Genomic DNA, 26,433 nt, shown 5'->3' on the forward strand with positions numbered 1-26,433 from the left:
ATTTGCGACGCTTTCGGCGATCAAACGGCCGGAAGCGCTTTTTCCCTAGGCGTTACATCCAATAGGGTGCGACGCCGTAATAATCATACACCTTGCGGTCCTTGGCGTTCAGCAGGTCATTATCATCGAGATTGGCGAAGTGCGGCGCGTTTTCGATCTCTTCCTTGGTGAGATCGATGCGGTAGCCGTCAAGTTCTTCGTCGTAATGCAGCTTTTCCCAAGGCAGCGGATAATAGTCGTCGCCGATGCCGAGGAAGCCGCCAAAGCTCAAGACCGCATAGGCAACGCGCCCGCCGCGCTTTTCCAGAATGATGCGCTGGATCGAGCCGATATGCTTGCTGTCGGCGCCGTAAACACGGGTGCCTTCCACCTTGTCGCTGGCGATCAGGCTCGGCGTATCCTTGACATAGGGGTCCTGTCCGGCGCGGGGTTCCTGATGCATCATATGCCTTTCCTCCTTGATTTTCCTCGTTTGTGTCACGTCTGGTAAACCCCTCGACGGACAATTCGTTCCGCGGCGTTTCAGGCGCTTCGGCGGGAATTTTTTTGAAGGAGAATGGAACGAAAACGACTTTATTGGCGGATTTTCTGCCAGATGGAGGGAGAAACACCGACCATCTTGCGAAAGACACGGGAGAAATGCGCCTGATCCGAAAAACCGGCGGCAATGGCGATGTCGGTCAGCGCCATGTCGGTCCGCATCATCAGTTCCTTGACGCGATCGATGCGCGCCTGCATCTGCCATTGGTGGGGCGGCACGCCGGTGGAGGCCTTGAAGGCATGGCTGAAATGCGATTGCGAGAGGTTGGTGAGTTCCGCAAGTTCCTCCAGCCGGATCGACCGCAGGCAATGTTCGTGGATGTAATCCGTCGCCGCCCTCAACTGCCATGCGGCGAGCTTGCTGCGTTTTTTGACCGGCTCCCGCTTCACTTTCAGGAAATCCGTCAATAGCGCCAGCACGAGGCTTTCGCCATAAAGGTCATGCAGCGGATCGGGATTATCGCATTCGGCGGCAATCAGTCGCGCCAGCGCCAGCAGGCGCTCATCCTCGAACATCAGATGCGGATCGAGCAGGCTGTGCGGGTCGAAGCCCTGCACCAGCCGGGCGCCCAGCAATCCCGCATCGAAATGCAGATCGAGGTGGCGCACGAAGGAGACGTTGCTCAGTTCGGCATGCACATCCAGATCGGCAGGCACGAAGGAAATACGGTTCGCCTTGGACGACCCGTAATTGTCGCGACGGCAGCGGTTCATCATGAACCGCCCGTCATCCGTCCCGTCCATATCCAGCAGGAAAACGAAACGCGGATCCTTGCCGACATAACGGCCGCCCGCCTTCGGGGCGCAACGCACATCCCAGAGATCGGCGACGATGCCGTTCCAGACCCGCGAGCGCGGCCCGCCAATGACAGCAAAACCCTCGATCTCATTTTCCATCCGCACGCGGAAAGCCATGGCCTCTCGATCCCGCAGGGCGCCATGGCGCCACTATAAACATGATAAATCTATTCATGTTTATAGTGGCAAACTGCTTTCCCCGCAACTGCCGGCCTTCAGCCAAGCCTTACCACTTCTTGGAAAGCTTGAAGGTGATGGTGCGGCTATCGCCCCAGCCGCAGACGGAGACGCCGGCGCAGCTCTTCACATATTCCTTGTCGAAGACATTGGCGACGTTGATCGATGCGGTCCAGTCGTTCTTCTCATAGCGGATTGCGGCGTCGAAGACGGCGGCATCGGGAACGCGCAGCGTATTTGCCTCATCCGCCCAGGACTTGCCCTGATACCGCACGCCGCCGCCGAGGCTGAGGCCTTCCAGCGCGTCTGTGGTAAAGGCATAGTCCAGCCACAGCGAGGCGGTGTGGGCGGGCACGATCCATGGCGATTTGCCGATAAGGTTAGGATTGGCATCGCGGGTAATCTCCAGATCCGTATAGGAATAGGAGGCAATCGCCTTCCAGTTGTCGGTGAGATTGGCCTTGGCCTCCAGCTCGAAGCCAGTGGATTCCACCTGCCCGAACTGACCGCTCGTGGTGACCCCGCCGGCCGTATAGGAAACGATGGCATTGTCCTTGACCAGCTTGAAGACGGAAGCCGTGATGCTGCCGTCGAAGAAGGTCGGCTCATATTTGATACCGGCCTCGAACTGATGCCCCTCTTCCGGCGAAGCGGGAGTGCCATCCGCAAGCGTATCGATGAGCGGATTGAAGAAAGTGGCGGCCGAGACATAGGGTGTCAGGCCATTGTCGAATTCATGGGCGAGACCGGCGCGGCCGCTCAGCGCATCGTCATTCGAGCGGCGGGAAAGGCCCGCCGGGAGCCTGTTGTTCAGCTCGGTGTCGACATAGTCGTAACGGCCATTCAGCGTGACCAGCCAGCCATCACCGAAACGCAGCTGGTCCTGCGCATAGATGCCGATCTGCTGCTGGGTCACGATATTGTCGGCATAAACGAAATTCGTTCCCTGCCTCGAGCCATAGACCGGCTTGAGCGCACCGATTGCATTCGATCCGCAGCAGGCCTGCACCTGGTCCAGCCGGTAATATTTATAGTCGAGACCGAAGAGCAGCGAATGGTTGACCGCGCCGGTATCGAACTGGCCTTCGACCCGGTTATCCACGCCGAAACTGTCGACTTTCGACACGCCATCATAACCGAAGCGGGTCAGCATATAGTCGTTGGTGGTGGCATCGAGGATCGGCTGGCCGTTTGCGTCTGTATTGGCCCAGCCGCCGGCATAGGGTCCGGTCTCGTGCTTGTAGAGGTGACCATAACGGGCGTTCTGGCTGATCTTCCAGCCATTGTCGAATTCATGGCTGACCTCGTAACCCACCATGGACTGGTAGACGCGGCCATTGTCGATATCCGGCTCGCCATAAAAGGCCTTGCGGTCGAGCTTGCCGAAGGGCGCGTCGACCACGGTGCCGACATAGGGCAGGAAGCCGTTGCCGATATGAACCTGATCGAGCGCCGAGAAATAGCCGTAGAGCGTGGCACTCGTCTGCGCGTCCGGCTCGAAGGTGATCTGCGGCATGATGAAGCCACGCAAATCCTCGGAATAATCGGTGTAATTGTCGCCGCCGGAGACCTTGCCGGTGACGCGGTATTTCCACACGCCTTCACCATCGACCTTGTCGCCGAGATCGAAGCCGAAGAAGGCATTGCCGAAATTATTGATGCCGATTTCCGTTTCGCGCACCGGCTCATCCTGCGTGCGCTTGCGGACCATCTGCACGATACCGCCGGGATTGGCGCCGCCATAAAGCACCGAGGCCGGGCCTTTCAGAATTTCCACGCGCTCCAGACCGTAGGCATCCATCTGGAAACCGCCGAAACCGTAGCTGAACAGGTTCAGACCATCCAGAAACACGCCGGTCTGGGTGGCCTGAAAACCACGGATGTAAATCCAGTCCGTGTCCGGGTCGGTGCCGAAGGGCTCCGCCGTCACACCGGGGGTGTAACGCAGCACCTCGTCAATTTTCGTCACCGCGCCGCGGTCATCCATTTCCTGGCGGCTGACGACCGATACGGATTGCGGAATATCCCTGGTTTCCGTCTCGGTTTTCGAACCGGTCGCACTTTTCTTCGCAACATAACCCCGGATCGGACCCGTCGCGTTTTCCGCGCCCTGCCCTTCAACGGTAATCTGCTGCAGAACGGTCGTTTCCTGCGCGTGGACCATCGCTGGCGCCAGCAAAACAACGGCGGCCGTGCCCAAAGCCAGACGGCTCAAAAACATCCCATGCAAATTTTTCAAGATATGCCCCGAAACAGATCGCGGCCGATGTCCAAATCCGACAGGCCGCGGCACCTCAATTAAGCTGAGTATTTACATCAGGATTAAGGCAGGATGCTTGTCGTTTTCTGGCAGGATTTGAAGCTTATTGGCCTCTCGCACAGTTTTGCGCCCATCATTTATCGGACAGGGCTTCGATATCAGCCCTTGCGCCGGCCGATCCTTGCAAGCTGCATGACCGGAAGCATGCCGATGACGACGATTGCCAGCGCCGCGATTGCCGCTTCCTCATAGGTGCCGCGCGCCGCTTCGCCATAAAGATGGGTAGCGAAAGTTTCGAAATTCAGCGGCCTCAACAGAAGCGTGGCGGGAAGCTCCTTGACGCAATCGACGAAGATCAGCAGCGCCGCTGCCGCAAGCGACGCCCTGGAAAGCGGCAGATGAATCTGGCGGAATGTCTGCGTCGCGGATCGTCCGAGCGTTCGCGAGGCGTGATCGAAGGATTGCGGTATGCGGCTGAGGCCGGCATCCACACCGCCCGCCGCAATGGTGAGGAAACGCGCCGAATAGGCATAGATCAGCGCCGCGCCGCTGCCGATGAAAATGAGGCCGGTAGAGATGCCGAACCAGTCACGCATGGTCTGGTCGACAAACCGGTCGAAGCCGCCAAGCGCGATCAGCACGCCGATGGCGATGACCGTGCCGGGGGCCGCATATCCGACCGTCGAAAGCCGGTAGGACCAGAGCGAGAGACGCCCCGGTGCAAGGCGCATGGCGTAAGCAACCGCAAGGCCGAGGATAAGGGTGATAACCGTCGCCAGGCCGGCAAAGACGATGGTGTTCAGAGCCTCCTCGGCAAAGCGGGCGGAGAGGCCGCTGAAACGGAACCGTTTCCATGCCTCGATGACGAGATAGCTGGCCGGCGCCACAAAGCCGATCAGGACCGGCAGGCCGCCGAGTACGAAAGCGGCCCAGCCCTTCAGGCCGTTGAGTCGCAGCGGCTCGAGTTCCCTGCTTTTCTGCGCCGAAACGGCATAACGCTGCTTGCGCCGCGCCCAGCGCTCCAGCGCCACGAGGGCGACGACGATGAACAGCATGGAAAGCGCGATCTGCGCCGCACCCGGCAGGTCGGATTTCGTGACCCAGGTGGTGTAGACGGAAACGGTGAGCGTGCGGACGCCGAGGAATTCCGATGCGCCTATATCATTCAGCGCTTCCATCAGGGCAAGGCTGATGCCGACCGCAATCGCCGGTCGCGCCAGCGGCACTGCCACCTTGAAGAAAGCCGCGCGTCTGGAGACGCCGAGCGTTCGTGCCGCTTCCAGCAGGTTGCCCGCCTGCGTCAGAAACATGGCGCGCACGGGAATATAGACATAGGGAAACAGCACGAAGCCGAGAAGGACGATGCAGCCCGTCATGGACCTTATGTCCGGCAGACGAAATTCGCGCGGGCTGGAATAACCGAGCAGCCAGCGGATCGCGCCCTGCACCGGTCCGATGGGATGCAGAATATCCAGATAGGCGTAAGCGACGATATAGGTGGGCATGGCCAGCGGCAGCAGCAGCGCCCATTCCAATATTTTGCGGCCGGGAAAATCATAGGCGGTGACCAGCCAGGCGGCATAGGTTCCGACGACACCGGCCAGCAGCCCGACACCGGCGAGAAGGATCGCCGTATCCGGAAGCGCCGTCCAGAGCACGGTCGAACCGAGATGCGCCCACAGGCCTTCAGAACCCTGCAACGCCTGAGATATAAGCGCCAGAACCGGCACCATGGCGCCGCAGACCGCCAGCACGGAGAGGCACAGCCACCAGAAGGAGGATGAAAACCTGGCTCGGGCACGAGGTGTCAATGGCTGGATGGCGTCTGGATTCATGTGCTTTTAGAAAATACGCGGAAAGGCGCCCGCGAATGCGAACGCCTTCCACCATGTTATCGCTAGAGCGTCGGACAGAAAAACGCAATCGTGTCCGACGCTCTATCTTTTTGTTAAAGCATCGGATTTTCCGAAAACCGCGTACACTTTTCGGTCCGATGCTCTCAATGGCCCTTACTTGTCGAAACCGACCTTGTCGACCAGCTCGCTCGCCTGTTTGCGGTGCGAGACGATTTCCGTCAGCGGCTTGTTATCGATCTTCAGCGTGCCGAAGGAAGCGATGATCTCGTTGAGAGCCGCACCCTGCTTGACCGGATATTCGTAGTTGGCTTCAGCATAGATTTTCTGGGCTTCGTCGGAGACGAGATATTCCAGCAGCTTGACGGCTTCCGCCTTGTTGGGTGCGTTCTTGGCCACAGCCGCGCCGCTGATATTGACCTGCGTGCCGCCATTCTTGAAGGTCGGCAGAACCACCTTGATGGCGTCGCCCCACTTCACCTGCTCCTCGCCGCCCTTGCCCGAGCGCATCAGGCCGACATAATAGGAGTTGGCGATGCCGATATCGCAAATGCCGCCGAGGATGTCCTTGGCAACGTCGCGGTCGCCGCCGCCTGCCTTGCGGGCCAGGTTTTCCTTGACGCCGGCAAGCCACTTTTCGGTGTCCGCAGCGCCGTAATGGGCGATGTAGTCGGCAAAAAGCGCCGTGTTATAGGGGTGCTGGCCGGCGCGAATGCAGACCTTGCCCTTCCACTTCGCATCCGCCAGATCTTCATAGTTGAAGGAGGCGAGATCGACATCCTTCGCCGCATACAGAACGCGGGCGCGCATGGAGAGCGCGAACCAATGGCCCTTGGCGTCGCGAAGTTCAGCCGGGATAGCCTTGGTCAGGGTTTCGGATTCGACCGCCTGGGTGACGCCCTTTTCAGCGAGATCGACGAGGTTGCCGGCATCCACCGTCATCAGAACGTCGGCAGGCGAGCTTGCGCCCTCGCTCAGAACGCGCTCGGCAAGACCGTCCTTCAGGAACACGGTGTTGACCTTGACGCCGCTCGAAGCGGTGAAGGAGTCCAGCAGGGGCTGGATCAGGCCCGGTTCGCGGGTGGTGTAGATGTTGAGCTCCGCGGCGCCGGCCGTTCCGGCCGCAAAGGCAACCGTGCTGGCAAGCAGGGCAAATCTGGTAAATTTCGTCATGTTTTGTCTCCCTCTCCGATAGCGGCAATATAGAGGGAGCAGACATCATACATGATGACACAAATCAAGTTTTATTTCTCTGTTTTTCAGGCGGATTCGATCACCAAGAGTTGAAAATGGAGCGGAAATAAACATGCAAATCCGCTCACTCAACTTGCAGTAAATATCAGCACTCCTTTGGGATCGATACCGAAGCGCACCGCCGTCGTCCGGGCGGGTGTACGCTGCATCGTCCTGACACGCAGATCGGCCGACAATCCGGGCACGGCTATGCCCAGCTGCTCGATCTCCCCGAGGAAGACACGGCTCGATATTTCGCCGGCAATTCCTTCTTTCGCGGCGCCGTCCTCGATGATCGAAATCGCATTTGGGCGAACATAGGCAACGGCGGGGAGGCCGTCAGGCAGATCGGACGCATCGCCCAGAAGCCCGAGCGGCGTTTCGACCCGGCCCTGTCTTACCCGGCCTTCGATCTTGTTGAAGGCGCAGAAAAAATCGGCGGCATAACGGGTTTTGGGATGATCGTGGATTTCGTAACCCGTGCCGCTCTGCACGATGCGCCCGCGCTGCATCAGAACCACACGGTCGCCTGCCGAAAGCGCCTCTTCCGGATCATGGGTAACCATGATCGCCGTCGTGCCCAGTTGCCGCAACAGGCCGAGCGTTTCCTCACGCACACTGTCTCGCAGTCCCCTGTCCAGATTGGAAAAGGGCTCGTCCATCAGGAGCAGGCCGGGTTGCGGAGCAAGCGCGCGGGCAAGCGCCACACGCTGCTGCTCGCCGCCCGAAAGCGTATGAGGATAACGTTTCGCCAGTTCCTGCAGGTGAACATGTTCGATCATCTCGGCGGCGCGGCGGCGGGCTTCCACCTTCGGCAAAGATCGAAGACCGAACATGACATTCTGCTCGACGGTCAGATGCGGAAACAGCGCATAATCCTGAAAGACAAAACCGATATTGCGCTTTTCCGGCTCGATGAAAACAGCGGGACCGGCAACGACAGCGCCGTTTAGGGAAACGCTGCCATGGTCCGGCGTCTCCACGCCCGCCACGATGCGCAGCAGGGTCGATTTTCCACAGCCGGAGCGTCCCACCAGACAAATGATTTCGCCGCGTTCGACGGAAAGATCGATATCGGACAGCACTTCCGTCTCGCCGAATCTCTTCCCGACCGATTTCAGTTCAAGCGCTGCCCTGCCTGCCATTTCCAATCCTGCCCTGCTTTGGGAATTATGTTGATCGCTCAAATCAGGATTAAAGTCAAAAAAGCCGGGCAAAATGCTTTTCCCTTCACGAGTTGGCGAGATGTGCGGCAGCAATATTGACGTTTACGTTAGAGTTAAATAGGCTTTGCCGACGAGATGGACGTCAAGGGATTACGCGTCTATCATTCGTCACCGGGGAGCGAGAGGAGCGGTCGATCCGGTGACGCCACAGGGAGTTCCCTCAACCCGGCCGATTGGGGCCGGCTGAATACGGGAGCTTCGTGAACATCAGGCAGCCGAAAGCGCCCTTCACGCGTTTCAAAAAATGCGCGGCGCGACAAAGACTCTGGGAGGAGAAGCATGAGTGAACTGTCCCTGGGACACCCGGAAAACGTCAGCGCAGAGAAGCGCTGGCTGGCATCCTATCCGCCGGGCGTACCTTCCGAAATCCCCGCATCCGCCCATGCCTCCCTTGTCGAACTTCTCGAAAAGAGCTGTGCGCAATTTGCCGACCGTAAGGCCTTTTCCAGCATGGGAAAGTCCCTGACCTATCGGGAACTGGACGCTGAAACCCGCGCGGTCGCTGCCTGGCTGCAATCCAGAGGGCTGGAAAAAGGCGACCGTGTTGCCGTGATGATGCCGAATATCCTGCAAAATCCCGTCGCGGTATACGGGATCCTGCGGGCGGGCATGATCGTGGTCAATGTCAATCCGCTCTACACACCGCGCGAGCTGGAACATCAGCTCAAGGATTCCGGCGCAAAGGCGATCTTCGTTCTGGAAAACTTCGCCCATGTGGCCCAGCAGGCGGTGCCGAAAACCGCGGTGCGGCATGTGGTCGTCGCGGCGATGGGCGATCTCCTCGGCCTGAAGGGACATATCGTCAATCTGGTGGTTCGCAAGGTCAAGAAACTGGTGCCCGCCTACACCATCCCCGGCTCCATCAGCTTCAAGGCCATGCTGAAGGAAGGTCAGGGATTTTCGCTGAAGCCGGTCAGCCTCACGGCGCAGGACATCGCCTTCCTGCAATATACCGGCGGCACGACGGGCGTATCCAAGGGTGCGGTTCTCACCCATGCCAATCTTCTGGCCAACAAGCTTCAGATCAGCCTGTGGCTGGACGCCGCTTTCAATGGCCGAAAGGACCGTCCGGAAGTTCTCAACTTCATCTGCGCCCTGCCGCTCTGCCACATCTTCGCATTGACGGTGAATTCGCTGATGGGCATTGCGCTCGGCGGTCACAATCTGCTGATCGCCAATCCGCGCGACATTCCCGGCTTCGTGAAGGAGCTGACGCATTATCAGCCGCATATCTTCCCCGGCATCAACACGCTTTTCAACGCGATGATGAACAATGAGGATTTCCGCAAGCTCGATCTGTCGTCGCTTATTCTGGTTCTCGGCGGCGGCATGGCCGTGCAGAGACCTGTTGCGGAACGCTGGCTTTCGATCGTCGGCTGCCCGATTGCCGAAGGCTACGGCCTGTCCGAGACATCCCCGGTCGCCACCGTCAACCGCCTCGATTCCACGGAATTCAGCGGCACCATCGGCCTGCCCATCTCCTCGACGGAAATCGATATTCGCGATGAGGACGGCAACAGCCTGCCGACAGGCGAAGTCGGCGAGATCTGCATTCGCGGGCCGCAGGTCATGGCCGGCTATTGGCAGCGGCCGGATGAAACCGCAAAAGCCATGACCGCCGACGGCTTCTTCCGTTCCGGCGACATGGGTTTCATGGACGAGCGCGGTTACACCAAGATCGTCGACCGCAAGAAGGACATGATCCTCGTTTCCGGTTTCAACGTCTATCCGAACGAAGTAGAAGAGGTGGCCGCCAGCCATCCGGGCGTGCTGGAATGCGCCGCCATCGGTGTCCCGGATGAACATTCCGGCGAAACCGTCAAACTCTTCGTCGTCAAGAAGGACCAGTCGCTCACGGAAGCCGAGCTCAAGGCCTTCTGCGCCAAGAACCTGACGAACTACAAAAGGCCGAAAATCATCGAGTTCCGCACCGAGTTGCCGAAATCGAATGTCGGCAAAATCTTGCGGCGCGAATTGCGCAATCTGAACTGATTGTCTCGCGCAATGGAGAGAGCCGGGCGACCGGCTCTTTCTTTCATCCCGGCCCTTTTCTTTTATCAAAGTCGCCTTGATTTGGCCGCCTGAAAAAGAATAGTTTCCTCATCCTTCCACGGAAGCCGAGGAGCACGAGATGCAGGCCACCATCGAAAAACTGAAAGCAACGGCGAGCAGCACAGCCGCAACCGATCTTCGCGCCGCCTTTGCGGCCGACGACAAGAGATTCAGCCGTTTCAGCGCCAAATTCGATGACCTGCTGATGGACTATTCCAAATGCGCCGTGAACGAAGAGATCGTCACGCTTCTCGAACAGCTCGCACGCGAAGGCGGCGTCGAGGCCAAGCGCGAGGAGATGTTCTCGGGCAAGGCGATCAACTTCACCGAAGACCGCGCCGTGCTGCATACCGCGCTGCGCAACCGTTCCAATACGCCGGTTCTCGTGGACGGCAAGGATGTGATGCCTGACGTGAACGCCGTTCTCACCGCCATGGGCAAGTTTGCCGATGCGATCCGCTCCGGCTCTCTCAAGGGTGCGACCGGCAAGAAGATTACCGACGTCATCAATATCGGCATTGGCGGTTCCGATCTCGGCCCCGTGATGGCGACGCTGGCGCTGGCGCCGTTCCATGACGGCCCGCGCGCGCATTTCGTCTCGAACATCGATGGCGCTCATATCGCCGACACGCTGAAGCTGATCGACCCGGAAACCTCGCTGTTCATCGTCGCGTCGAAGACCTTCACCACCATCGAGACGATGACGAACGCCGCCACCGCGCGCCGTTTCATCGCCGAGAAATTGGGTGAGGCAGCCGTCAAGCATCACTTCGCCGCCGTTTCCACCGCACTGGAAAAGGTTGCGGCCTTCGGTATCGAAAGCGACCGCATCTTCGGTTTCTGGGACTGGGTTGGCGGACGTTATTCGATCTGGTCGGCCATCGGCCTGCCGCTGATGATCGCCATCGGGCCGGATAATTTCGGCAAGTTCCTGGATGGTGCGCATGCCATGGACAGGCACTTCCGCGAAGCGCCGATCCGCGAAAATCTGCCGATGCTGCTCGGCCTCATCGGTTTTTATAACCGCAACGTGTTGAATTATCCGACCCGGGCGATCCTGCCCTATGATCAGCGCCTGTCGCGTTTCCCGGCCTACCTGCAGCAGCTCGACATGGAGTCGAACGGCAAGGGCGTGACCATCGACGGCACGCCCGTCGAAGGCCAGTCCGGTCCGGTCGTCTGGGGCGAGCCCGGCACCAATGGCCAGCACGCCTTCTACCAGCTCATCCACCAGGGCACGAGCGTCATTCCGGCCGAATTCATGATCGCCGCCAACGGTTTCGAGCCCGAACTGCGCCATCAGCACCAGCTTCTCATCGCCAATTGTCTGGCGCAATCGGAAGCGCTGATGAAGGGCCGCACGCTTGCCGAAGCGAAAGCACAGCTCACCTCCAAGGGCATGGAAGACAAACTCGCCGATTTCATCGCGCCGCATCGCGTCTTCACCGGTAACCGCCCCTCCATCACCTTCGTCTACGACAAGCTGACACCGTTCGCGCTTGGCCGCCTGATCGCGCTCTACGAGCACCGCGTTTTCGTCGAAGGCGTGCTGTTCCGCATCAACTCCTTCGACCAGTGGGGCGTGGAGCTTGGCAAGGAACTGGCAACCGGCCTGCTTCCCGTCGTGGAAGGCAAGGAAAGTGCAGCCGGCCATGACAGCTCGACCCAGGGTCTGGTGAAGGCGCTGGCGGGACTGGCAGGCTGAGGGACGTTACGACCGTCATCTAAAAAGCCGGAGACACCTCCGGCTTTTTTAATGTGGCGGCTCAAATATAAAGCGCCGCCATCTTGCGCCACGCGCCCGCCCGGTGGGCGCGGCCATCCCAGACATGCATGCGATGCCCCACCTGCTTCTCCGACAGAACCCGGCTGAGGTGATGATTGTTGTCCAGAAACGGATCGGCATCGCCGATGGTGAAGACCATGTCGATGCGGCGCAGGTGTTCAAGCCGCCACGGGCAGGCGAGACCCGGCAGGAAATGGCTCGGCATGTGGAAATAGATGTCGTCGTCGTAATAGCCGTCGAACAGATCGCCGAAGGATTCCACCTTCATCGTCAGGTCATAACGGCCGGAAAAGGCGACGAGCTTGCGAAAAAGATGCGGGTGGCGGAAGACGAGGCTGGCGGCCTGAAACGCACCCAGGCTGCAACCCTGCACGATCGTGTCACTATTCGGGTTTTTCTCGGCCATCAGCGGCAGCACTTCGTTCAGAATATAGTCTTCGAAGGCGGCGTGCCGGCGAATGCGATCGGCGGGATGATGCCCGGCCGCATAGAAGGTCTCTCTGGCCAGCCCCTCTATGCAATAGAGCTGAAGGTGGCCCGCCTCCAGCTTGTCGGCCAGACTGCCGACCAGACCCAGTTCCTCATATTCGAAGAAACGCCCGTCGCGGGTGGGAAACATCAGCACCCTGGCGCCGGAATGTCCGAATATTAGCAGCTCCATGTCGCGATGGAGCCTTTGACTATACCAACGGAGATATTCGCGTTTCATGGCACCTTGAAAAACCGTCTGACCTTGTCCTTATGGACCGCATCTTGCGATGCGCTGTCAGGGTAATCGAAATGCCCGGCGTCGAGGATGAATATTTCATTAAATTTTGATTTTGGCAGCGCATTGGCCACCGCGAACTGGCAGGGCGGCGCCACCGCCGGGTCGAAAAGTGCGGGCGCAACCAGCATCGGCACTTTTATACGGGTGGCGGCACAGGCGGCATCGAACAGGCGCAGCGTCTCAAGCACATTAGCATGGGTCTTCTGATAGGTCTGAACCGCATCCGCGCTGCCGACGGTCGGCAGCGTCAGCCAGAACGGCCGGTGTCCGAATGTGGGCACGACAAGATGGCCGCGGTCTATGCGCTCGTCGAAAGGGATGGCCAGGGCACCGAGGCCGCCGCCGAAACTGATGCCGCTGTAACCCACCTGCCCTTCCAGCCAGGGATAAAGGCTGATGAGCGTGGAAACGGCAACCCATAGATCGTCGACGCAGCCGCCGATGATGTAATCTTCTTTCCTGTCGATGTTATAGAGAACATGAAGGGCGGGATCGGACGAGATCGGCGGACAGGCGCTCAGCGAAAGCCCGCGAAAACAGGGAAACAGCACGGCCGTTTCTTCCACCGGCACGTCGAAATCGGGTTCCCCACGCCCGCCATAACCATGGCCCACAACGAGGCCGCGGCGCACCTGCCCTTCGCGCGGCAAAAGCAGCCACCCGCCGATGCGAAAACCGCCGGTGGAGGTGTAGGTCATATCGAGGACATGCCAGCGGGGGTCGCTGAGCCTGCTTTTGCGCAGCACTGGCCGGGGATCCGTGGCGAGCGCGCGGCGATAGCGCTTTTTCCAGAAATCATCGAAGCCCGGCGGCGCTTCGGGCGGGGTGACGGCCAGAAGCTGCTCGCGCTGCATGCCATAGGTCGGGTCGAAATCGAAAGGATGGGACTTGGGAACGCTCATGCGATGCTTGTTTCGTGAAAAAACAGCGGACACAAGCTTCATAATATCGAAATAACGGTTTTTTACGGTTCTAAAGCCGGGAAGAGTGTTGAACCACCTTTTCAAAATGGTTCAACCGCGCTCATCACAAACCGATTTCATGCGCAAAGGGTGGGTTCGCGCCGGCCCGCGAAACGGTGACAGCGGCCGCTTTCGCGCCGAGCGCCAGAGCCTTCCTGATCTGGTCTTCCGTCAGCGAGGCAACCTGCGCCTTGGTCAGCAGACCCTGCATTTTCAGCGAGGCAAGAATGCCGGCATCGAAGGTATCACCCGCGCCGACAGTATCGACCACTTCCACGCGTTCAGATGCTACTTCGACCTTGAGATTGGCGCTATACCCCACCGCGCCCTTGGCGCCACGGGTGACGACGACCAGTTTCGCACCATGGTGCAGCCAGTGGCGGGCAAGCGTGTCCTCATCGCCTTCCAGCCCGAACCAGGCAAGGTCCTCATCCGAGAATTTCACGATATCCGACATGGCCGCCATGCGGCGGATGCGGGCCATGTGGGACTGCTTGTCCTTGATGAAGCCGGGGCGGATATTCGGATCGAGCGAGATGACACGGCTTTCATGCTCGCGCGTCATCAGCGCCTCATAGGTGCTGCCGCAAGGCTCCGGGATGAGGCTGATCGCACCGAAATGCAGCGCCTCGCAATCGGCGCCCAGCGCCGGAAGCTCCGCTTCGGTGATCATCCGGCCGGCCGTGTTTTCGTCGTAGAAGGCATAGGTCGCATGGCCATCCACCAGCTTCACGAAGGCGATGGTGGTCGGCCGCGAAAGGGTGGCGCAATAGCTGAAATCGACATTGCTGGCGCGCAGGGTTTCTCGCAGGATATCGCCCATCATGTCATCGGAAAGGCCCGTGAAAAAGGCGGAAGGGACACCGAGACGCCCCAGCGCAATCGCCGTGTTGAAGACCGCTCCGCCTGCATAGGGGGCAAAACCCGCCTCACCCAGCGTCGTCTGCCGGGGCAGCATGTCGATCAGGGCTTCACCACAACACAGGATCATTACGGTCCTCCTCAAAACAGCAAATCAAATGGACTTAAATCGATTTAGACGAAGATCGATCGGAAGGCCAGCCGCAAAACCGGGCTGGCCGCATCCGAAATTAAGATTGCGGCAATTCGCTGACACCGCCGCGTTTTGCCGACCATGGCAGCGGGTTATCGAGGAAGGCTTCGACCTCCGAGAGGGTCTTTTCGTCGAACAGTTTTTCAGCCCGGGCAACGGCCAGAACATCGCGCCAGGTGGTCAGGTAATGCAGCTTGACATTGCCGTTGGCGAAGCGCGCTTCGGCCTCTTCGAAGATGCCGTAATAAAACAGCGCGATACCGTGATCCACAATGCCGCCCGCCGCACGGATGGCGTCGATGAAGGTGAACATCGAGCCGCCCGCCGTCGTCAGATCCTCGATGACGAGAACGCGGGCTCCCTCCGGCATATGGCCTTCGATCTGAGCGTTGCGGCCATGGCCTTTCGGCTTCTTGCGGCAATAGATCATCGGCAGGCCGAGGCGCTCGGCAAGGAAAGCGGCAAAGGGAATGCCCGCCGTTTCACCGCCTGCCACACAGTCGAACTTCTCGAAACCGGCCTCGCGCATCACCGCCGCCGCCGCAAAATCCATCGCCGCCGAGCGGATGCGGGGGAAGGAGATGAGCTTGCGCATGTCGATGTACACCGGGCTCTTCATGCCCGAAGCGAAGGTATAGGGGCTTTCGGAATTGAAGTGGACCGCCTTGATTTCCCACAACATCTTCGCAACCAGTTCCGCAACGACGGCGCGGTCAGTGAATGTGAAATGGTTCATAGGCGTTCTCCTTTTTCGGCCTTGGTTTATCGCTCCGAAAACCCGGATCGGTTTTCGGAAAGCACAACATCTCGGTTCAGTATCGCAGGCATCCGCAGGCGGCGCCGAAGGGCGAATGCCTGGGGACCATAACAAAACCGCCGGCAGTGCCGGCGGTTACCAAAAAATCAACTCACATCCCAATGGAGCGGGAACATCGGATCGAACACGGTGACCGGCCCGGCGCCCGTCTCGATTTTTTCAGGAAAGGCCACCGCTTCCGCGCGCTTGACCAGCGTGATCGTCTCTTCGTTCGGCGCAAGACCATACCAGGCCGGGCCGTTGAGCGAAGCGAAGGCTTCCAGCTTATCGAGGGCATTTTCATCCTCGAAGACGTGTGCGAGACAGCTCATAGTGTTGATGGAGGTATAGATGCCGGCGCAGCCGCAGGCGCATTCCTTCAGCGGGTCCACATGCGGAGCGGAATCGGTGCCGAGGAAGAAGCGTGCATCACCCGAAGTCGCGGCAGCCCGCAGCGCCAGCCGATGCTCCTCGCGCTTGGCGACGGGCAGGCAATAATAATGCGGCTTGATACCGCCGACCAGGATGGCATTGCGGTTGATGATGAGGTGATGGGTGGTGATGGAGCCGGCGATGTTGGCTTTGGACGACTTGATATAGTCGACGCCGTCGCGGGTGGTGATGTGCTCCATCGTTACCTTGAGTTCCGGCAGGCGCTGGCGCAGTGGCTCCAGAACCGTATCGATGAACACTTTCTCGCGGTCGAAAATATCGACTTCCGGCGTCGTGACCTCACCATGCACGCAGAGCGGCAGGCCGATCTTCGCCATGCGCTCCAGAACCGGCATGGCCTTGTTGAAATCGCGCACGCCGCCATGAGAATTGGTGGTCGCACCCGCCGGGTAAAGCTTTACGGCGGTGATGAGGCCGCTTTTTTTGCCCTCTTCCACATCGTCTGCCTGCGTGTCCTCGGTGAGATAGAGGGTCATCAGCGGCTCGAAACGGTCACCGGCCGGAATTGCCTTGACGATGCGTTCGCGATAGGCGCGGGCATCGGCCGTGGTGACGACCGGCGGCACCAGGTTCGGCATGATGATGGCGCGTGCGAAATGGCGGCTCGTATCCCCGATCACCCCTTCCAGCATTGCCCCATCACGCAGGTGCAGGTGCCAGTCATCAGGGCGGCGCAGGGTGAGCGACTTCATCGGGATACCTCGGAGCATGATGGAATTGCGCCCGCTTAGCATCTTTTGTCGCGGGAAAACAGCCGCCAGAGGTCATCGGGCGGCTGTAAATGTCATTTTTTTAAAGCGTGCCTCAGATGTTGCCCGCTTCCGGGCCCCAGACATCGGTCATGGCAAAACCATCTGCCAGCGGGTCGAAAGGATCGAGACCCACCTGGTGCAGACCGAAGGTGAAGCCGCGCCCGGCAATGGTGGGAATGACAGCCGGGCGGCCCGCCACCTCGGTGACGGCGGAAAGGCCAACATCGAATTCCGAACCAATGATCGAGCGGGATTTATACTCGTCTCCCACCTTCACCTTGCCGCGCGCATAAAGCGTGGCGAGATTGGCGGAATTGCCGGTGCCGCAGGGCGAGCGATCCGCCCGGCCTGGCCACATGGTGGTGCAGGTGCGGATGGAGCCATCCGCATCCACATCGCGGAACATGACATAGGCAACGCCGGAAATGGCCGGAATTTCCGGATGAACGACGGTCATTTCACGGTTGACCAGATCTTTCAGGATCATGCCCGCCGAGACCAGCTTTGCCGCATTGGCCTTTTCGATGGTGAGGCCGATCTGGCGGACGTCGACCAGCGCATAAAAAATGCCGCCATAGGAAATATCCATCGTCACCCTGCCCCATTCGGGCGTGTCGATGCTGACATCCAGCTCATGCACGAAGGATGGCACCATGGTCAGCGTGACCTTTTCGCAACGGCCATCGCGGCAGGTGGCCGTGGCCTTGACCAGACCGGCCGCCGTTTCGAGGATGATGACGGTTTCCGGCTCCTGCATTTCCACCATGCCGCTTTCCAGAAGCGCCGTCGTGGCGCAAATGGAATTGGAGCCGGAGCTGGCATGCGCCTGATCCGGCTGGAGAATGACGAAGGCGGCGTGCGCATCCGGGTGCTTCGGCGGCAGGAGTAGATTGACCGACCCCATCGGCGTGCCACGGGGCTCCAGTGTCAGAAAGCGACGAAGCGCCTCACCCTGCGGATCGGTATTCATCCAGTGAAGCTGTTCGGCCACCGTGTTGCCGGGAATTTTCGGCGCGCCGCCGGTGACGACACGGCCGATTTCGCCTTCGCAATGAACATCGAGAAGCTGGAGGGTGCGTTTCCAACGCATGGGGTCTACTCCGGAAGTTAAGCTGCTGACCGGACCATACAGATAAAAATACAAGCTGTATACAAATCTGCGAGGGCGAGATGATGAAAACCGCTTACGGTTTCACCATCTCGCTCTTGATCTTTGATCTATCGGTCACGGCACTCTGCCCGGTTTCGATTGACGGTCGCCTCGCAATTCACTCTCGATGACTGAACAGCCTGATCGTCCACCACGGAACCGGCCGTATCGCCCACCGATCCGACGGTATTTTCCACGGAGCGGCCGAGCCGTTCCACCTGCCTGCCGTAATTTTCACGCGTGCGCGGATCGAACACCGCAATCGGCGCGCTGACCACGACGCTCGCCGCCGTTCCGACGGTTTGCGCAGCGCCGATGCTGACGGCACCCAGCGCCTCACCCAGACCGACATCTGAATCCGTTACCGTCTGGCCGGCGATAAGGCGGTCGCCGATAAGCCGGACAACTTCAGGGCTTTCGGCAAATTTTCCATGGTTCAGGCGGTCGCCGGATTGCAGCTTGGTCAAATCCAGAACGGTGATGCCGGCCTTTTCAAGCTCGCTGCGATAGGGTTCGACCGATGGGTCGATCTGGCCGAGACGATCGACATTGCCGGAAATACGACGTGACAGGCTGAGAGCGCGATCATCCTGCGAAACGAACAGGGTGAATTTCGGCGGGGTTTTGCCGAGGCTTGCGAATTGCCGGCTGAACACGTCGACATCGAGATCGGGTGCGGCGAGTATGACATTGCCGATCTTCGGGTCGACGCGGCCATTGCGGATGGCCATCTGGCGCAGCGCCTCCACCGCAAGCCAGGTGCCCATGGAATGGGCCATGACGGTGACCTCGCCGATGGACTTGTCCTTGGCGAGGCGGGTCAGCATCTCTTCCAGCGCATCGCGCGAGTAGTTGGTGCTTTCCTTGTCGTAATTATAGTCGAAAATGCTCGCCCGCGACGGCCAGGTGAAGACCACCGGCACGACATCCGTGCCGGAATCATGAACGATCTGGGCGAAACGATAGACGGATTCTTCGTAACGGTTATTGAAACCATGCACGAAGACCAGCACGCGGCGGTCCTTCTGGATATGTTTGCTGATCCAGCTTCGTGTCTCGGCTTCGGAGCGAATGGGCTCCACCGCCACCGTGGTGAAATCCTTCAGCGGGTTCGGCGGCAGTTTCTTCGGCCATTGCACCTGCCCGACCTTGCGGTTGGCATTGGGCGGAATGGAAACCGTCACCGCATCCACCTTCAGACCCGTTCCACGCTCGCCGCCAAAAAGCACGGCGGCGTTTTCCGATGGCGCGCGGGTAGTGGCGACTAGAAGGTTGACGGGTGTGGTTCCCGCCACGGTCTGCCCCGTCGGCGTCATGACCCCAATCGGACGCCCCCCGCAGCCGGCGAGCAGGGCGACAATGGCGATCATGGCCACGAAGCGAATGGGCATCACATTACTCTCCTACAACCCAGAGGCAGCCGGACAGCAGCCGGGGGAGAGGATTTTCTACCGGAGGCGGAACAGACGCGCCAGCAACCACAGCACAGAAGCGGAGAATTTCCGCCCCGGTGTGTCCAAACGGACCCAATTGCACGACTGTCACACCGGCAACGGGGCGCCTCGTAAAATGCAGGCCTATTTCTGCGGCAGCATCGTGCCCCTTTCGCGCAGAGCCGCATGCCAGGATAGCGCTTCTTCGATGAGATGCGGCGTGTGCCCGCCCCGCGCCACCGCCCGCTGGTAATAATCCATCAGCGCATCGCGATAATCAGGATGCACGCAATTCGCGATGATGACCGCCGCGCGCTCACGAGGCGCCAGCCCACGCAGATCGGCAAGCCCGATTTCGGTGACGAGAATATCGACATCATGTTCGGTATGATCGACATGGCTGACCATCGGCACGACGCTTGAAATGGCCCCGCCCTTGGCGATCGATTTGGTGACGAAGATGGACATATAGGCGTTGCGGGCGAAATCCCCCGAGCCGCCGATGCCGTTCATCATGTGCGTTCCGCCGACATGGGTGGAATTGACGTTTCCGTAGATATCGAATTCCAGTGCCGTGTTGATGCCGATAATGCCGAGGCGGCGGATGACTTCCGGGTGGTTGCTGACCTCCTGTGGCCGCAGGATAAGCCTGCTCTTATATTCCGCCAGTCGCGGCATCACCTGCTCGTTCATGGCGGAAGACAGCGTGATCGACGAGCCGGAGGCGAAGGTGAGCTTGCCCGCATCAAACAGTTCGAAAGTCGAATCCTGCAGGACCTCCGAATACATTTTGAGATCGTGAAACGGCGTATCGATGAAACCATGCATCACGGCATTGGCAATGGTGCCGATGCCGGCCTGGAGCGGCTGGAGCTCATGGGTCATGCGGCCGTGACGCACCTCGTTCAGCAGGAACTCGGTGAGATGGCCGGCAATGGCCTTGGTCTCGTCATCCGGCGGCAGCACCGTCGAAAAGCTGTCGCTCTTGTCGCTCAGTACGATGGCGGCGATCTTTTCCGGCGGGACCGGAATGAATGGCAGGCCGACACGGCTGTCCGTCGCCACCACGGGGATGGGCATGCGGGTCGGGCGTTTGGCGGGAATGAAGATGTCGTGCAACCCCTCCAGCACCTCGGGCTGCGACAGGTTGATTTCAACGATGACCTTGTCGGCCAGAATGGCGAAGCTTGCCGAATTGCCGACGGAGGTGGTGGGCACGATGCCGCCTTCCGCCGTGATCGCCACAGCCTCGACAATGGCGATATCGACCCCATGGATCTGGCCGCCGCGCAATTGCTCGACCGTTTCGGAAAGGTGCTGGTCGATGAACATCACCTTGCCGTCGTTGATCGCCCTGCGCAAAGCCGGATCGGACTGGAACGGCATGCGGCGCGCCAGCATGCCCGCCTCCACCATGGTCTTATCGAGATCGTTGCCGAGTGAGGCGCCGGTCATCAGGGTGATTTTCATGGGGTTCGTTTTGGCGTGCTCGGCCAGCGCCAGCGGCACCGCCTTCGCTTCGCCGGCGCGCGTAAAGCCGCTCATGCCCACCGTCATGCCGTCCTGAATGAGACTGGCGGCCTCTTCGGCGCTGACGATCCTGTTCAAGAGGGACGCGTTGCGGATACGCTTTTCAAGCATGCAGTTCTCCATGATCTGTCATCACGATGGCACGGCATTCGGCTGGCCACCTTTCGGCGACTATGGCGTGCAGTTTCATCGATGAAACTGACATAGATCAAGGGTGCGCACGGAACCATGGTTCCGATGCATCACATCCCGTTCAACAAACCAGAAGTGGCGCATCGGCGCGACAGGCCACGGGTGTCTTCTGACCACCGCAGCCTTGCAATCGTCAAAAATCTCTCTCTCACCACCAGCAACAGGCGACGGGGCGAAGGTCATCTCCGTGCGACACGGAAACGTCCGGTGTCAGGGGCCTTCGCAGACAGGCGCCTGACCGAGCACGACCTGCCCCACTTCCGCATCATAGGCACGCAGACCGAATGCGCCCAGGCTTATGACCCGGTAACAGGGATTGCCGCCCGTCCATAGCGGATCGACAACATCGATATCGGTGATGAAACGGTGCGCGCAGGCCTGACCGGAACTGTAGGCGATGCCTTCGGCGGTCGTGCCTGCCATCGGCACATGGATATGGCCAAAAATGATATGACGTATACCGGCCGGATGAGCGGCGAGACGGCGCATGACAGCACCGTCATCATGCATGCCGATATGTTCGAAATGGCGGATGCCGCAATCCATCGGCGGGTGATGAATGAACACCGTCACCGGCAGGTCGCCCGCGCTTTCCAGCGCACTCTCCAGCCAGGCCAGACGATCCGCACCATATATGCCGCCGATGACATCGGCCTCGTGGCTGTCGAGAAACAGCAGCCGGCCGAATTCGGTATCGATGAAGGACTGGATATAGCCGTTATCGTCACGCGGCTGCTCCGGAAAGGCGGCCACGAATTCCGGGCGGCGGTCGTGATTGCCGAGCATCAACTGCATGGGGATCGAGACGGGCGCGAGGATATCGCGCAGCAGCTCATAGGCTTCCGGCTCGCCGTAATTGCAAAGATCACCCGTCATCACAAGAAGATCGGCGTCGGCGTGTTTTTCGACAATATCGGCCACCGCCGCGCGCAGCTGCTTTTCCGGGTCGACGCCGTTTACAGCAATGCCGGGGGGTACGAGATGGGTGTCGGTGATCTGGATGATCTTCATAACAGGTCTTTCTGCACAAAATGGCTGCGGGAATGGATTTCCCCGCAGCCTTCTCGATGGTTCTGCTTATTTCAGCAGGGCGTTGGTCTGCTCGACGATCTGCTTGAGACCGGCTTCCGGCGTCACTTCACCACGCATGACGGTGCCGATGATGTCGCGCTGCGTTTTCCAGATGCGGACGGATTCGCCACCCGGATAAGCACCCCAAGGCATCGAGCGATCAGCCTGCAGCGAAGCAGTCTTCACGTTCGGGTTCTCGACATAGTAAGGTGCAAGGAAGTCGGGGCCGGTTGCGAGCTTGTTGGTCGGCAGGTAACCGGTGATGCGAACGATGGTGTTCTGCGCTTCGGGACCGGTGATCCACTTCAGGTACTTCCAGGCAGCATCCTGCTTGGCCTTTTCCTGTGTGAGGATCACGGCCGAGTTACCGCCCGTCGGTACGCCGCCCTTTTCCTTGTTGTCGAGCGGGAAGGTCGCCGTCTTCAGCTTGAAACGGTCGCCGACCAGACCTTGAATCGTCTGGACGTGAGCCGGGGTCGAGAAAGTAAATCCGGTCAGGCCAGCGCCGAACTGCTGACGTGCCTGTTCCGGGTCGAGCAGGTTCTGGCCGCCCTCAGTCACGAACTGGCGGGCCAGCTTCAGGGCGTTGAGGCCGATCTCATTGTCGAAGCCGACGGTTTTCGCTTTTTCATCAACGAGCTTGCCGCCCTGTTCAAAGATGAGCGCCTGCCACAACCAGTCATCGCCCCAACCATTGATGTCGTAGCTCATGCCAGCCAGCTTCGGGTCGAGAGCCTTGATCTTCTTGGCGAGAGCAATGAGTTCCGGGAAGGTCGTCGGCATCTTGTCCGGGTCGCCGCCAGCCTTTGTGACGAGGTCGGAGTTGATGTAGATGATCGGCGAGGACGCGTTGACCGGAAGGCCGTACTGCTTTCCGTCGATCTGGCCGAGTGCGGCCATCTTCGGGCTGTAGTTCTTGTCGAGGAAGGCCTGACCGCCTTCAGCCTGAATGAACGGGCCGAGATCGGTGATCTGGTTGCGCGGTGCAAGGGTGTGAACGAGTTCCGCCGTCAGGTTGTAACCCGAGAAATAAACATCCGGCAGATTGCCCGTTACGGCGGAACGCAGAACCTGCTGCTGGCCTTCATTATAACCGGCGGCCGGAGCGAGGAAGTTGATCTTCACATCCGGGTTCTTCTTCATGAATTCATCGGCCAGCGGCTGATGGAACTTGGTGAAGCCCGGCAGGTTGTAAAGAACGTTGAGCGTGATTTCATTGGCCAGAACCGGCTGAGCGAGGCCCGCAAAAGCCATGCCGAGAGCCAGACCGCCCATCACAGCGCGTCGGTTGAGTTTCATGTCAGTCTCCAGAGAGGTTGGGAGGAGGAAATCTGAACGGCGTCACTTGACGCCGGTCATGGTAATACCGGCGATGAAGTGCCGTCGTGCGAGGAGGAAGCACAGCACCATCGGCGCGGTAATCAGTGTGGCGCCCGCCATCAGCGCACCGTAATTCGCGCCGGACTCGATATCCGCGAAAAACATCATGCCGAGGGGCGGAGGAGCGAGATTGGTGTCCGTTACAACGATCATCGGCCAATAGAGATCGTTCCAGTGCGCAACGAGCGAAAAGACGGAAAAAGCAGCGAGCGACGGCAGCGAACCGCGTAGAACCAGACCCCAGCAGATCTCCATCTCCGAAAACCCGTCCATACGCGCAGCCTCGATGATTTCATCGGGATAGCTGCGGAAGGACTGATTAAACAGGAAGATGGCGAAGACCGACAGGAAGAACGGCAGCATCATCGCGAAATAGGTATTAAGAAGCTGCGCCATTGCCAGGCCGACGAAGAGAGGCAGCGCGAGCGCCTGGATGGGCACGGCGAGAGCCGCAACAATCAGCCCCAGCAACAGCTTGCGCCCCGGAAAACGAAGCTTCGCCAATGCGTAGGCTGCAGGAACCGACGTCAGTATCTGCACGATAAGGATACCGAAACATACGATCACGCCATTCAGCATGAAGCGCGCCATGGGTACCTGCCCCGCCGCACGGGAATAGTTTTCGGCAGCGTCAAATTTCTGCGGGATCGGCCAGAGCGAAACACTGAACACCTCCGCTGGCGGACGGATCGAGGTCAACACCATCCAGTAGAACGGCAGGAGCATCACGAAAGCGCCAAGGGCAAGCACGAGATGTGGGAGATATTTGCGGAGTGCGGCCATCAGTAGTGCACCTTCCGGTCCATGTGCAGCGTCTGGCCGATAGACAGGACCAGCACGATCGCGAGGAAGATAATCGTCAGCGCGGCGGCATAACCGGTGTTCGAATATTCGAAACCTTCGAGATAGAGATCGAACAGCAGGGTTTCCGATCCGAAGCGGCCCTTGGTGAGCACAGCCACCGTCTCGAACACCTTGAAGGCCGAGATGGAGGTGGTGACCACCACGAACATGGTCGTCGGGCCAAGCATCGGCCAAGTCACGGTCAGGAAGCGGTCGATCGGGTTCTTGGCGCCATCCAGCCGCGCCGCCTCGTGCAGATCCTTCGAAATGGCGGTGAGGCCCGCGAGGAACAGCACCATGTTGAAACCCAGGATCTGCCAGACGCCCATCAGCGCCATGGTCGGAATGAGGAGGACGGGATTGGAGAGGAAGGCGACCGGCTCGAAGCCCAGCCATTTGATCGCCGCATTCACCGGACCGAGCGAGGGATGCAGCAGGAACTGCCACACGGTCGCCATGGCGACGAGGGTTGCGGTGACGGGGAGGAAATAAGCCACCTCCCAGAAAGCCCGGCTACGCTTGCGGTTATAAACGAGCAAAGCCACGCCGAGCGCCAGAAACACACCGAAGGGAATGACGATGAGCGCATAGATGGCGGTGTTGGCCAGAGAGCGCAGGAAGACCGGATCCTGAAACGCCTTGACGAAGTTTCCGAGGCCGACAAAGCGGGTGGAGAGCGAACCGAGCTGGTAGTCGGTGACGGAAAAACCGGCCAGAACGAGCATCGGAACGATATAGATCGCCAGAAGCAGCAGGCTTGCAGGGGCAGCGAATATCAGGCCGCGCCAGATCATCCGCCGGTCCGCCTTTGACAGCCGCGGGCGAGCCTTCGCGCGCGCGGCCGTGGAAAAATCGACCGCCGTCATGCCGGCACCCGTTCGCGCACTGTCACCTTGCGGCGCATGCCATCGGCCGCGAAAAGATGCGCGCGTTCCGGCGCAAAGCCGAGATTCATCACGCCATTCATATCCGCGCCCACGGCATCGCCGGCACCCTGACGCAGGGTGATGGCGACCGTCTCGTCGCTCAGCAGGCGGCAGCTCACAAAGCGGTCGGCCCCGTGGGTTTCGCTGCGCACCACACGCACGGCAAAACCTTCTTCGCCCGGACGCAAATCTTCGGCACGAAGGCCGAGCGTCGCCGGGCCGGCATCGCGGCCCACACCCTCGATGCCAAGATCGCGTCCAAAGGCCGTGACTTTACCCTGCGCGTCGATTTCGACCGGCAGCAGGTTGATCGATGGCGTGCCGATGAAACGCGCGACCGTCAGCGTTGCGGGTTTGCGGTAAAGCTCGTCAGGCGTACCAAGCTGTTCGATGCGGCCTTCCGACATCAACGCGATGCGGTCGGACATGGTCATGGCTTCGATCTGGTCATGGGTGACATAGATGAAGGTCGCTCCCAGCCGACGGTGCAGGCCGGCCAGTTCCTCACGCATATGGGCGCGAAGCTTCGCATCGAGGTTGGAGAGCGGCTCGTCCATCAGGAAGGCAGCGGGCGAACGCACCAGTGCGCGGGCAAGCGCCACACGCTGACGCTGGCCGCCGGAAAGCTGCGCCGGCTTGCGATCCAGCAGATGCGCGATCTGTAGCGTCTCGGCCGCCTGTTCGACAGCGGCGTCGATCTGGCTCAGCGTTTCCGCCGGGGCCGCAAATCGTCCGACCAGCGGCAGGCGCGCGGCGAAGGGCAGACGCCGCATCCTGAGCGGTGTGGCAATGTTCTGGCGCACGCTCATATGCGGATAAAGGGCGTAGGACTGGAAAACCATCGCCAGATTGCGATCGCTCGGATCAACCTCAGTCACATCCTGATCGCCGATGGAGACCGAACCGCGATCCGGTGTTTCCAAACCCGCAATGATACGCAGAAGCGTGGACTTGCCGCAGCCCGACATGCCGACGAGAGACAAAAACTCTCCTGGACGGATGGAGAGATCGATCTCTTTCAGAACATCGTCAGCCCCGAAGCCTTTGCCGATGCCCGAAAGTTCAAGTGATTGTGGCGTCATTCTGCGCTCCTTTTCTGGAGCGCATATGCTTATATTGTATGACAATATGACGAAGGTTTGCGGAAAGTTCGATGACACTCGAAAGCCCGGTAATCTTGGGCTATCGGAAAACCCT

21 protein-coding genes are annotated in these 26,433 nt (G+C 59.7%); 2 read left to right on the forward strand and 19 right to left on the reverse strand.

The window, feature by feature from the left end:
- Nucleotides 1–52 precede the first annotated feature (52 nt).
- From ACQZ5G_RS08095 to ACQZ5G_RS08120, 6 genes are all read right to left on the reverse strand, one after another.
- Entirely contained in the window at nt 53–445 is a 393-nt protein-coding gene (locus tag ACQZ5G_RS08095) for a PRC-barrel domain-containing protein (RefSeq protein ID WP_020810556.1), read from the reverse strand.
- Between the two features lie 128 nt (nt 446–573).
- Complete coding sequence (locus tag ACQZ5G_RS08100) at nt 574–1,455, reverse strand: helix-turn-helix transcriptional regulator (protein WP_448737249.1); 882 nt, start codon at nt 1,453–1,455, stop codon at nt 574–576.
- Nucleotides 1,456–1,564: 109 nt separating this feature from the next.
- Nucleotides 1,565–3,754: a TonB-dependent siderophore receptor gene (locus ACQZ5G_RS08105; protein WP_448737248.1), complete on the reverse strand. Its 2,190-nt coding sequence runs from the start codon at nt 3,752–3,754 to the stop codon at nt 1,565–1,567.
- Between the two features lie 179 nt (nt 3,755–3,933).
- Nucleotides 3,934–5,610: an ABC transporter permease gene (locus ACQZ5G_RS08110; protein WP_448737247.1), complete on the reverse strand. Its 1,677-nt coding sequence runs from the start codon at nt 5,608–5,610 to the stop codon at nt 3,934–3,936.
- A gap of 174 nt (nt 5,611–5,784) precedes the next feature.
- Nucleotides 5,785–6,801 carry an extracellular solute-binding protein gene (locus tag ACQZ5G_RS08115; protein WP_003520003.1) on the reverse strand — a complete coding sequence of 339 codons (1,017 nt, stop codon included), beginning with the start codon at nt 6,799–6,801 and terminating at the stop codon, nt 5,785–5,787.
- Nucleotides 6,802–6,950: 149 nt separating this feature from the next.
- Nucleotides 6,951–8,006 carry an ABC transporter ATP-binding protein gene (locus tag ACQZ5G_RS08120; protein ID WP_448737246.1) on the reverse strand — a complete coding sequence of 352 codons (1,056 nt, stop codon included), beginning with the start codon at nt 8,004–8,006 and terminating at the stop codon, nt 6,951–6,953.
- A 360-nt stretch (nt 8,007–8,366) separates the two neighbouring features.
- Here ACQZ5G_RS08120 and ACQZ5G_RS08125 point away from each other — a divergent pair, with 360 nt between their 5' ends.
- Together ACQZ5G_RS08125 and pgi are read left to right on the forward strand one after the other, a co-directional pair.
- Nucleotides 8,367–10,079 (forward strand): long-chain-fatty-acid--CoA ligase, encoded by a 1,713-nt coding sequence (locus ACQZ5G_RS08125; protein WP_448737245.1) that lies wholly within the window; start codon nt 8,367–8,369, stop codon nt 10,077–10,079.
- 139 nt (nt 10,080–10,218) lie between these two features.
- A complete protein-coding gene (gene pgi, locus ACQZ5G_RS08130) occupies nt 10,219–11,844 on the forward strand; it encodes a glucose-6-phosphate isomerase (protein WP_448737244.1) in 1,626 nt (541 codons plus the stop codon).
- Between the two features lie 61 nt (nt 11,845–11,905).
- Here pgi and ACQZ5G_RS08135 read toward each other — a convergent pair whose 3' ends face one another.
- The 13 genes from ACQZ5G_RS08135 to ACQZ5G_RS08195 all read right to left on the reverse strand — a co-directional run bounded on the left by ACQZ5G_RS08135 (nt 11,906) and on the right by ACQZ5G_RS08195 (nt 26,318).
- Entirely contained in the window at nt 11,906–12,634 is a 729-nt protein-coding gene (locus tag ACQZ5G_RS08135) for an esterase family protein (RefSeq protein WP_003520007.1), read from the reverse strand.
- Nucleotides 12,631–13,596 (reverse strand): acetylxylan esterase, encoded by a 966-nt coding sequence (locus ACQZ5G_RS08140; RefSeq protein WP_448737243.1) that lies wholly within the window; start codon nt 13,594–13,596, stop codon nt 12,631–12,633. The genes ACQZ5G_RS08135 and ACQZ5G_RS08140 overlap by 4 nt, the downstream gene beginning before the upstream one ends.
- A gap of 124 nt (nt 13,597–13,720) precedes the next feature.
- Nucleotides 13,721–14,647 carry a carbohydrate kinase family protein gene (locus ACQZ5G_RS08145; RefSeq protein ID WP_003520009.1) on the reverse strand — a complete coding sequence of 309 codons (927 nt, stop codon included), beginning with the start codon at nt 14,645–14,647 and terminating at the stop codon, nt 13,721–13,723.
- Nucleotides 14,648–14,747: 100 nt separating this feature from the next.
- On the reverse strand, nt 14,748–15,446 hold the full coding sequence (locus ACQZ5G_RS08150) for an orotate phosphoribosyltransferase (protein WP_003520012.1): 699 nt from the start codon (nt 15,444–15,446) through the stop codon (nt 14,748–14,750).
- A 167-nt stretch (nt 15,447–15,613) separates the two neighbouring features.
- Nucleotides 15,614–16,651, reverse strand: a complete 1,038-nt coding sequence (pyrC, locus tag ACQZ5G_RS08155) for a dihydroorotase (protein ID WP_448737242.1) — start codon at nt 16,649–16,651, stop codon at nt 15,614–15,616.
- Between the two features lie 112 nt (nt 16,652–16,763).
- Complete coding sequence (locus ACQZ5G_RS08160; RefSeq protein WP_448737241.1) at nt 16,764–17,801, reverse strand: 4-hydroxyproline epimerase; 1,038 nt, start codon at nt 17,799–17,801, stop codon at nt 16,764–16,766.
- Nucleotides 17,802–17,929: 128 nt separating this feature from the next.
- Nucleotides 17,930–19,252: an alpha/beta hydrolase gene (locus ACQZ5G_RS08165; protein ID WP_448737240.1), complete on the reverse strand. Its 1,323-nt coding sequence runs from the start codon at nt 19,250–19,252 to the stop codon at nt 17,930–17,932.
- Between the two features lie 186 nt (nt 19,253–19,438).
- Nucleotides 19,439–20,935: an acetyl-CoA hydrolase/transferase family protein gene (locus ACQZ5G_RS08170; protein WP_448737239.1), complete on the reverse strand. Its 1,497-nt coding sequence runs from the start codon at nt 20,933–20,935 to the stop codon at nt 19,439–19,441.
- A gap of 291 nt (nt 20,936–21,226) precedes the next feature.
- The gene (locus tag ACQZ5G_RS08175; protein ID WP_448737238.1) at nt 21,227–22,027 is read right to left on the reverse strand and encodes a phosphodiesterase; all 801 of its coding nucleotides are present in this window, start codon (nt 22,025–22,027) and stop codon (nt 21,227–21,229) included.
- 66 nt (nt 22,028–22,093) lie between these two features.
- A complete protein-coding gene (locus tag ACQZ5G_RS08180; RefSeq protein WP_448737237.1) occupies nt 22,094–23,386 on the reverse strand; it encodes an ABC transporter substrate-binding protein in 1,293 nt (430 codons plus the stop codon).
- Between the two features lie 42 nt (nt 23,387–23,428).
- The gene (locus tag ACQZ5G_RS08185; RefSeq protein WP_448737236.1) at nt 23,429–24,250 is read right to left on the reverse strand and encodes a carbohydrate ABC transporter permease; all 822 of its coding nucleotides are present in this window, start codon (nt 24,248–24,250) and stop codon (nt 23,429–23,431) included.
- Nucleotides 24,250–25,176, reverse strand: coding sequence for a carbohydrate ABC transporter permease (locus ACQZ5G_RS08190; RefSeq protein WP_448737235.1), 927 nt, complete (start codon nt 25,174–25,176; stop codon nt 24,250–24,252). Before ACQZ5G_RS08190 ends, ACQZ5G_RS08185 begins: the two co-directional genes overlap by 1 nt.
- On the reverse strand, nt 25,173–26,318 hold the full coding sequence (locus ACQZ5G_RS08195; protein ID WP_448737234.1) for an ABC transporter ATP-binding protein: 1,146 nt from the start codon (nt 26,316–26,318) through the stop codon (nt 25,173–25,175). The genes ACQZ5G_RS08190 and ACQZ5G_RS08195 overlap by 4 nt, the downstream gene beginning before the upstream one ends.
- Between the last annotated feature and the right edge of the window lie 115 nt (nt 26,319–26,433).

The organism is Agrobacterium sp. 22-214-1, from assembly GCF_053522465.1.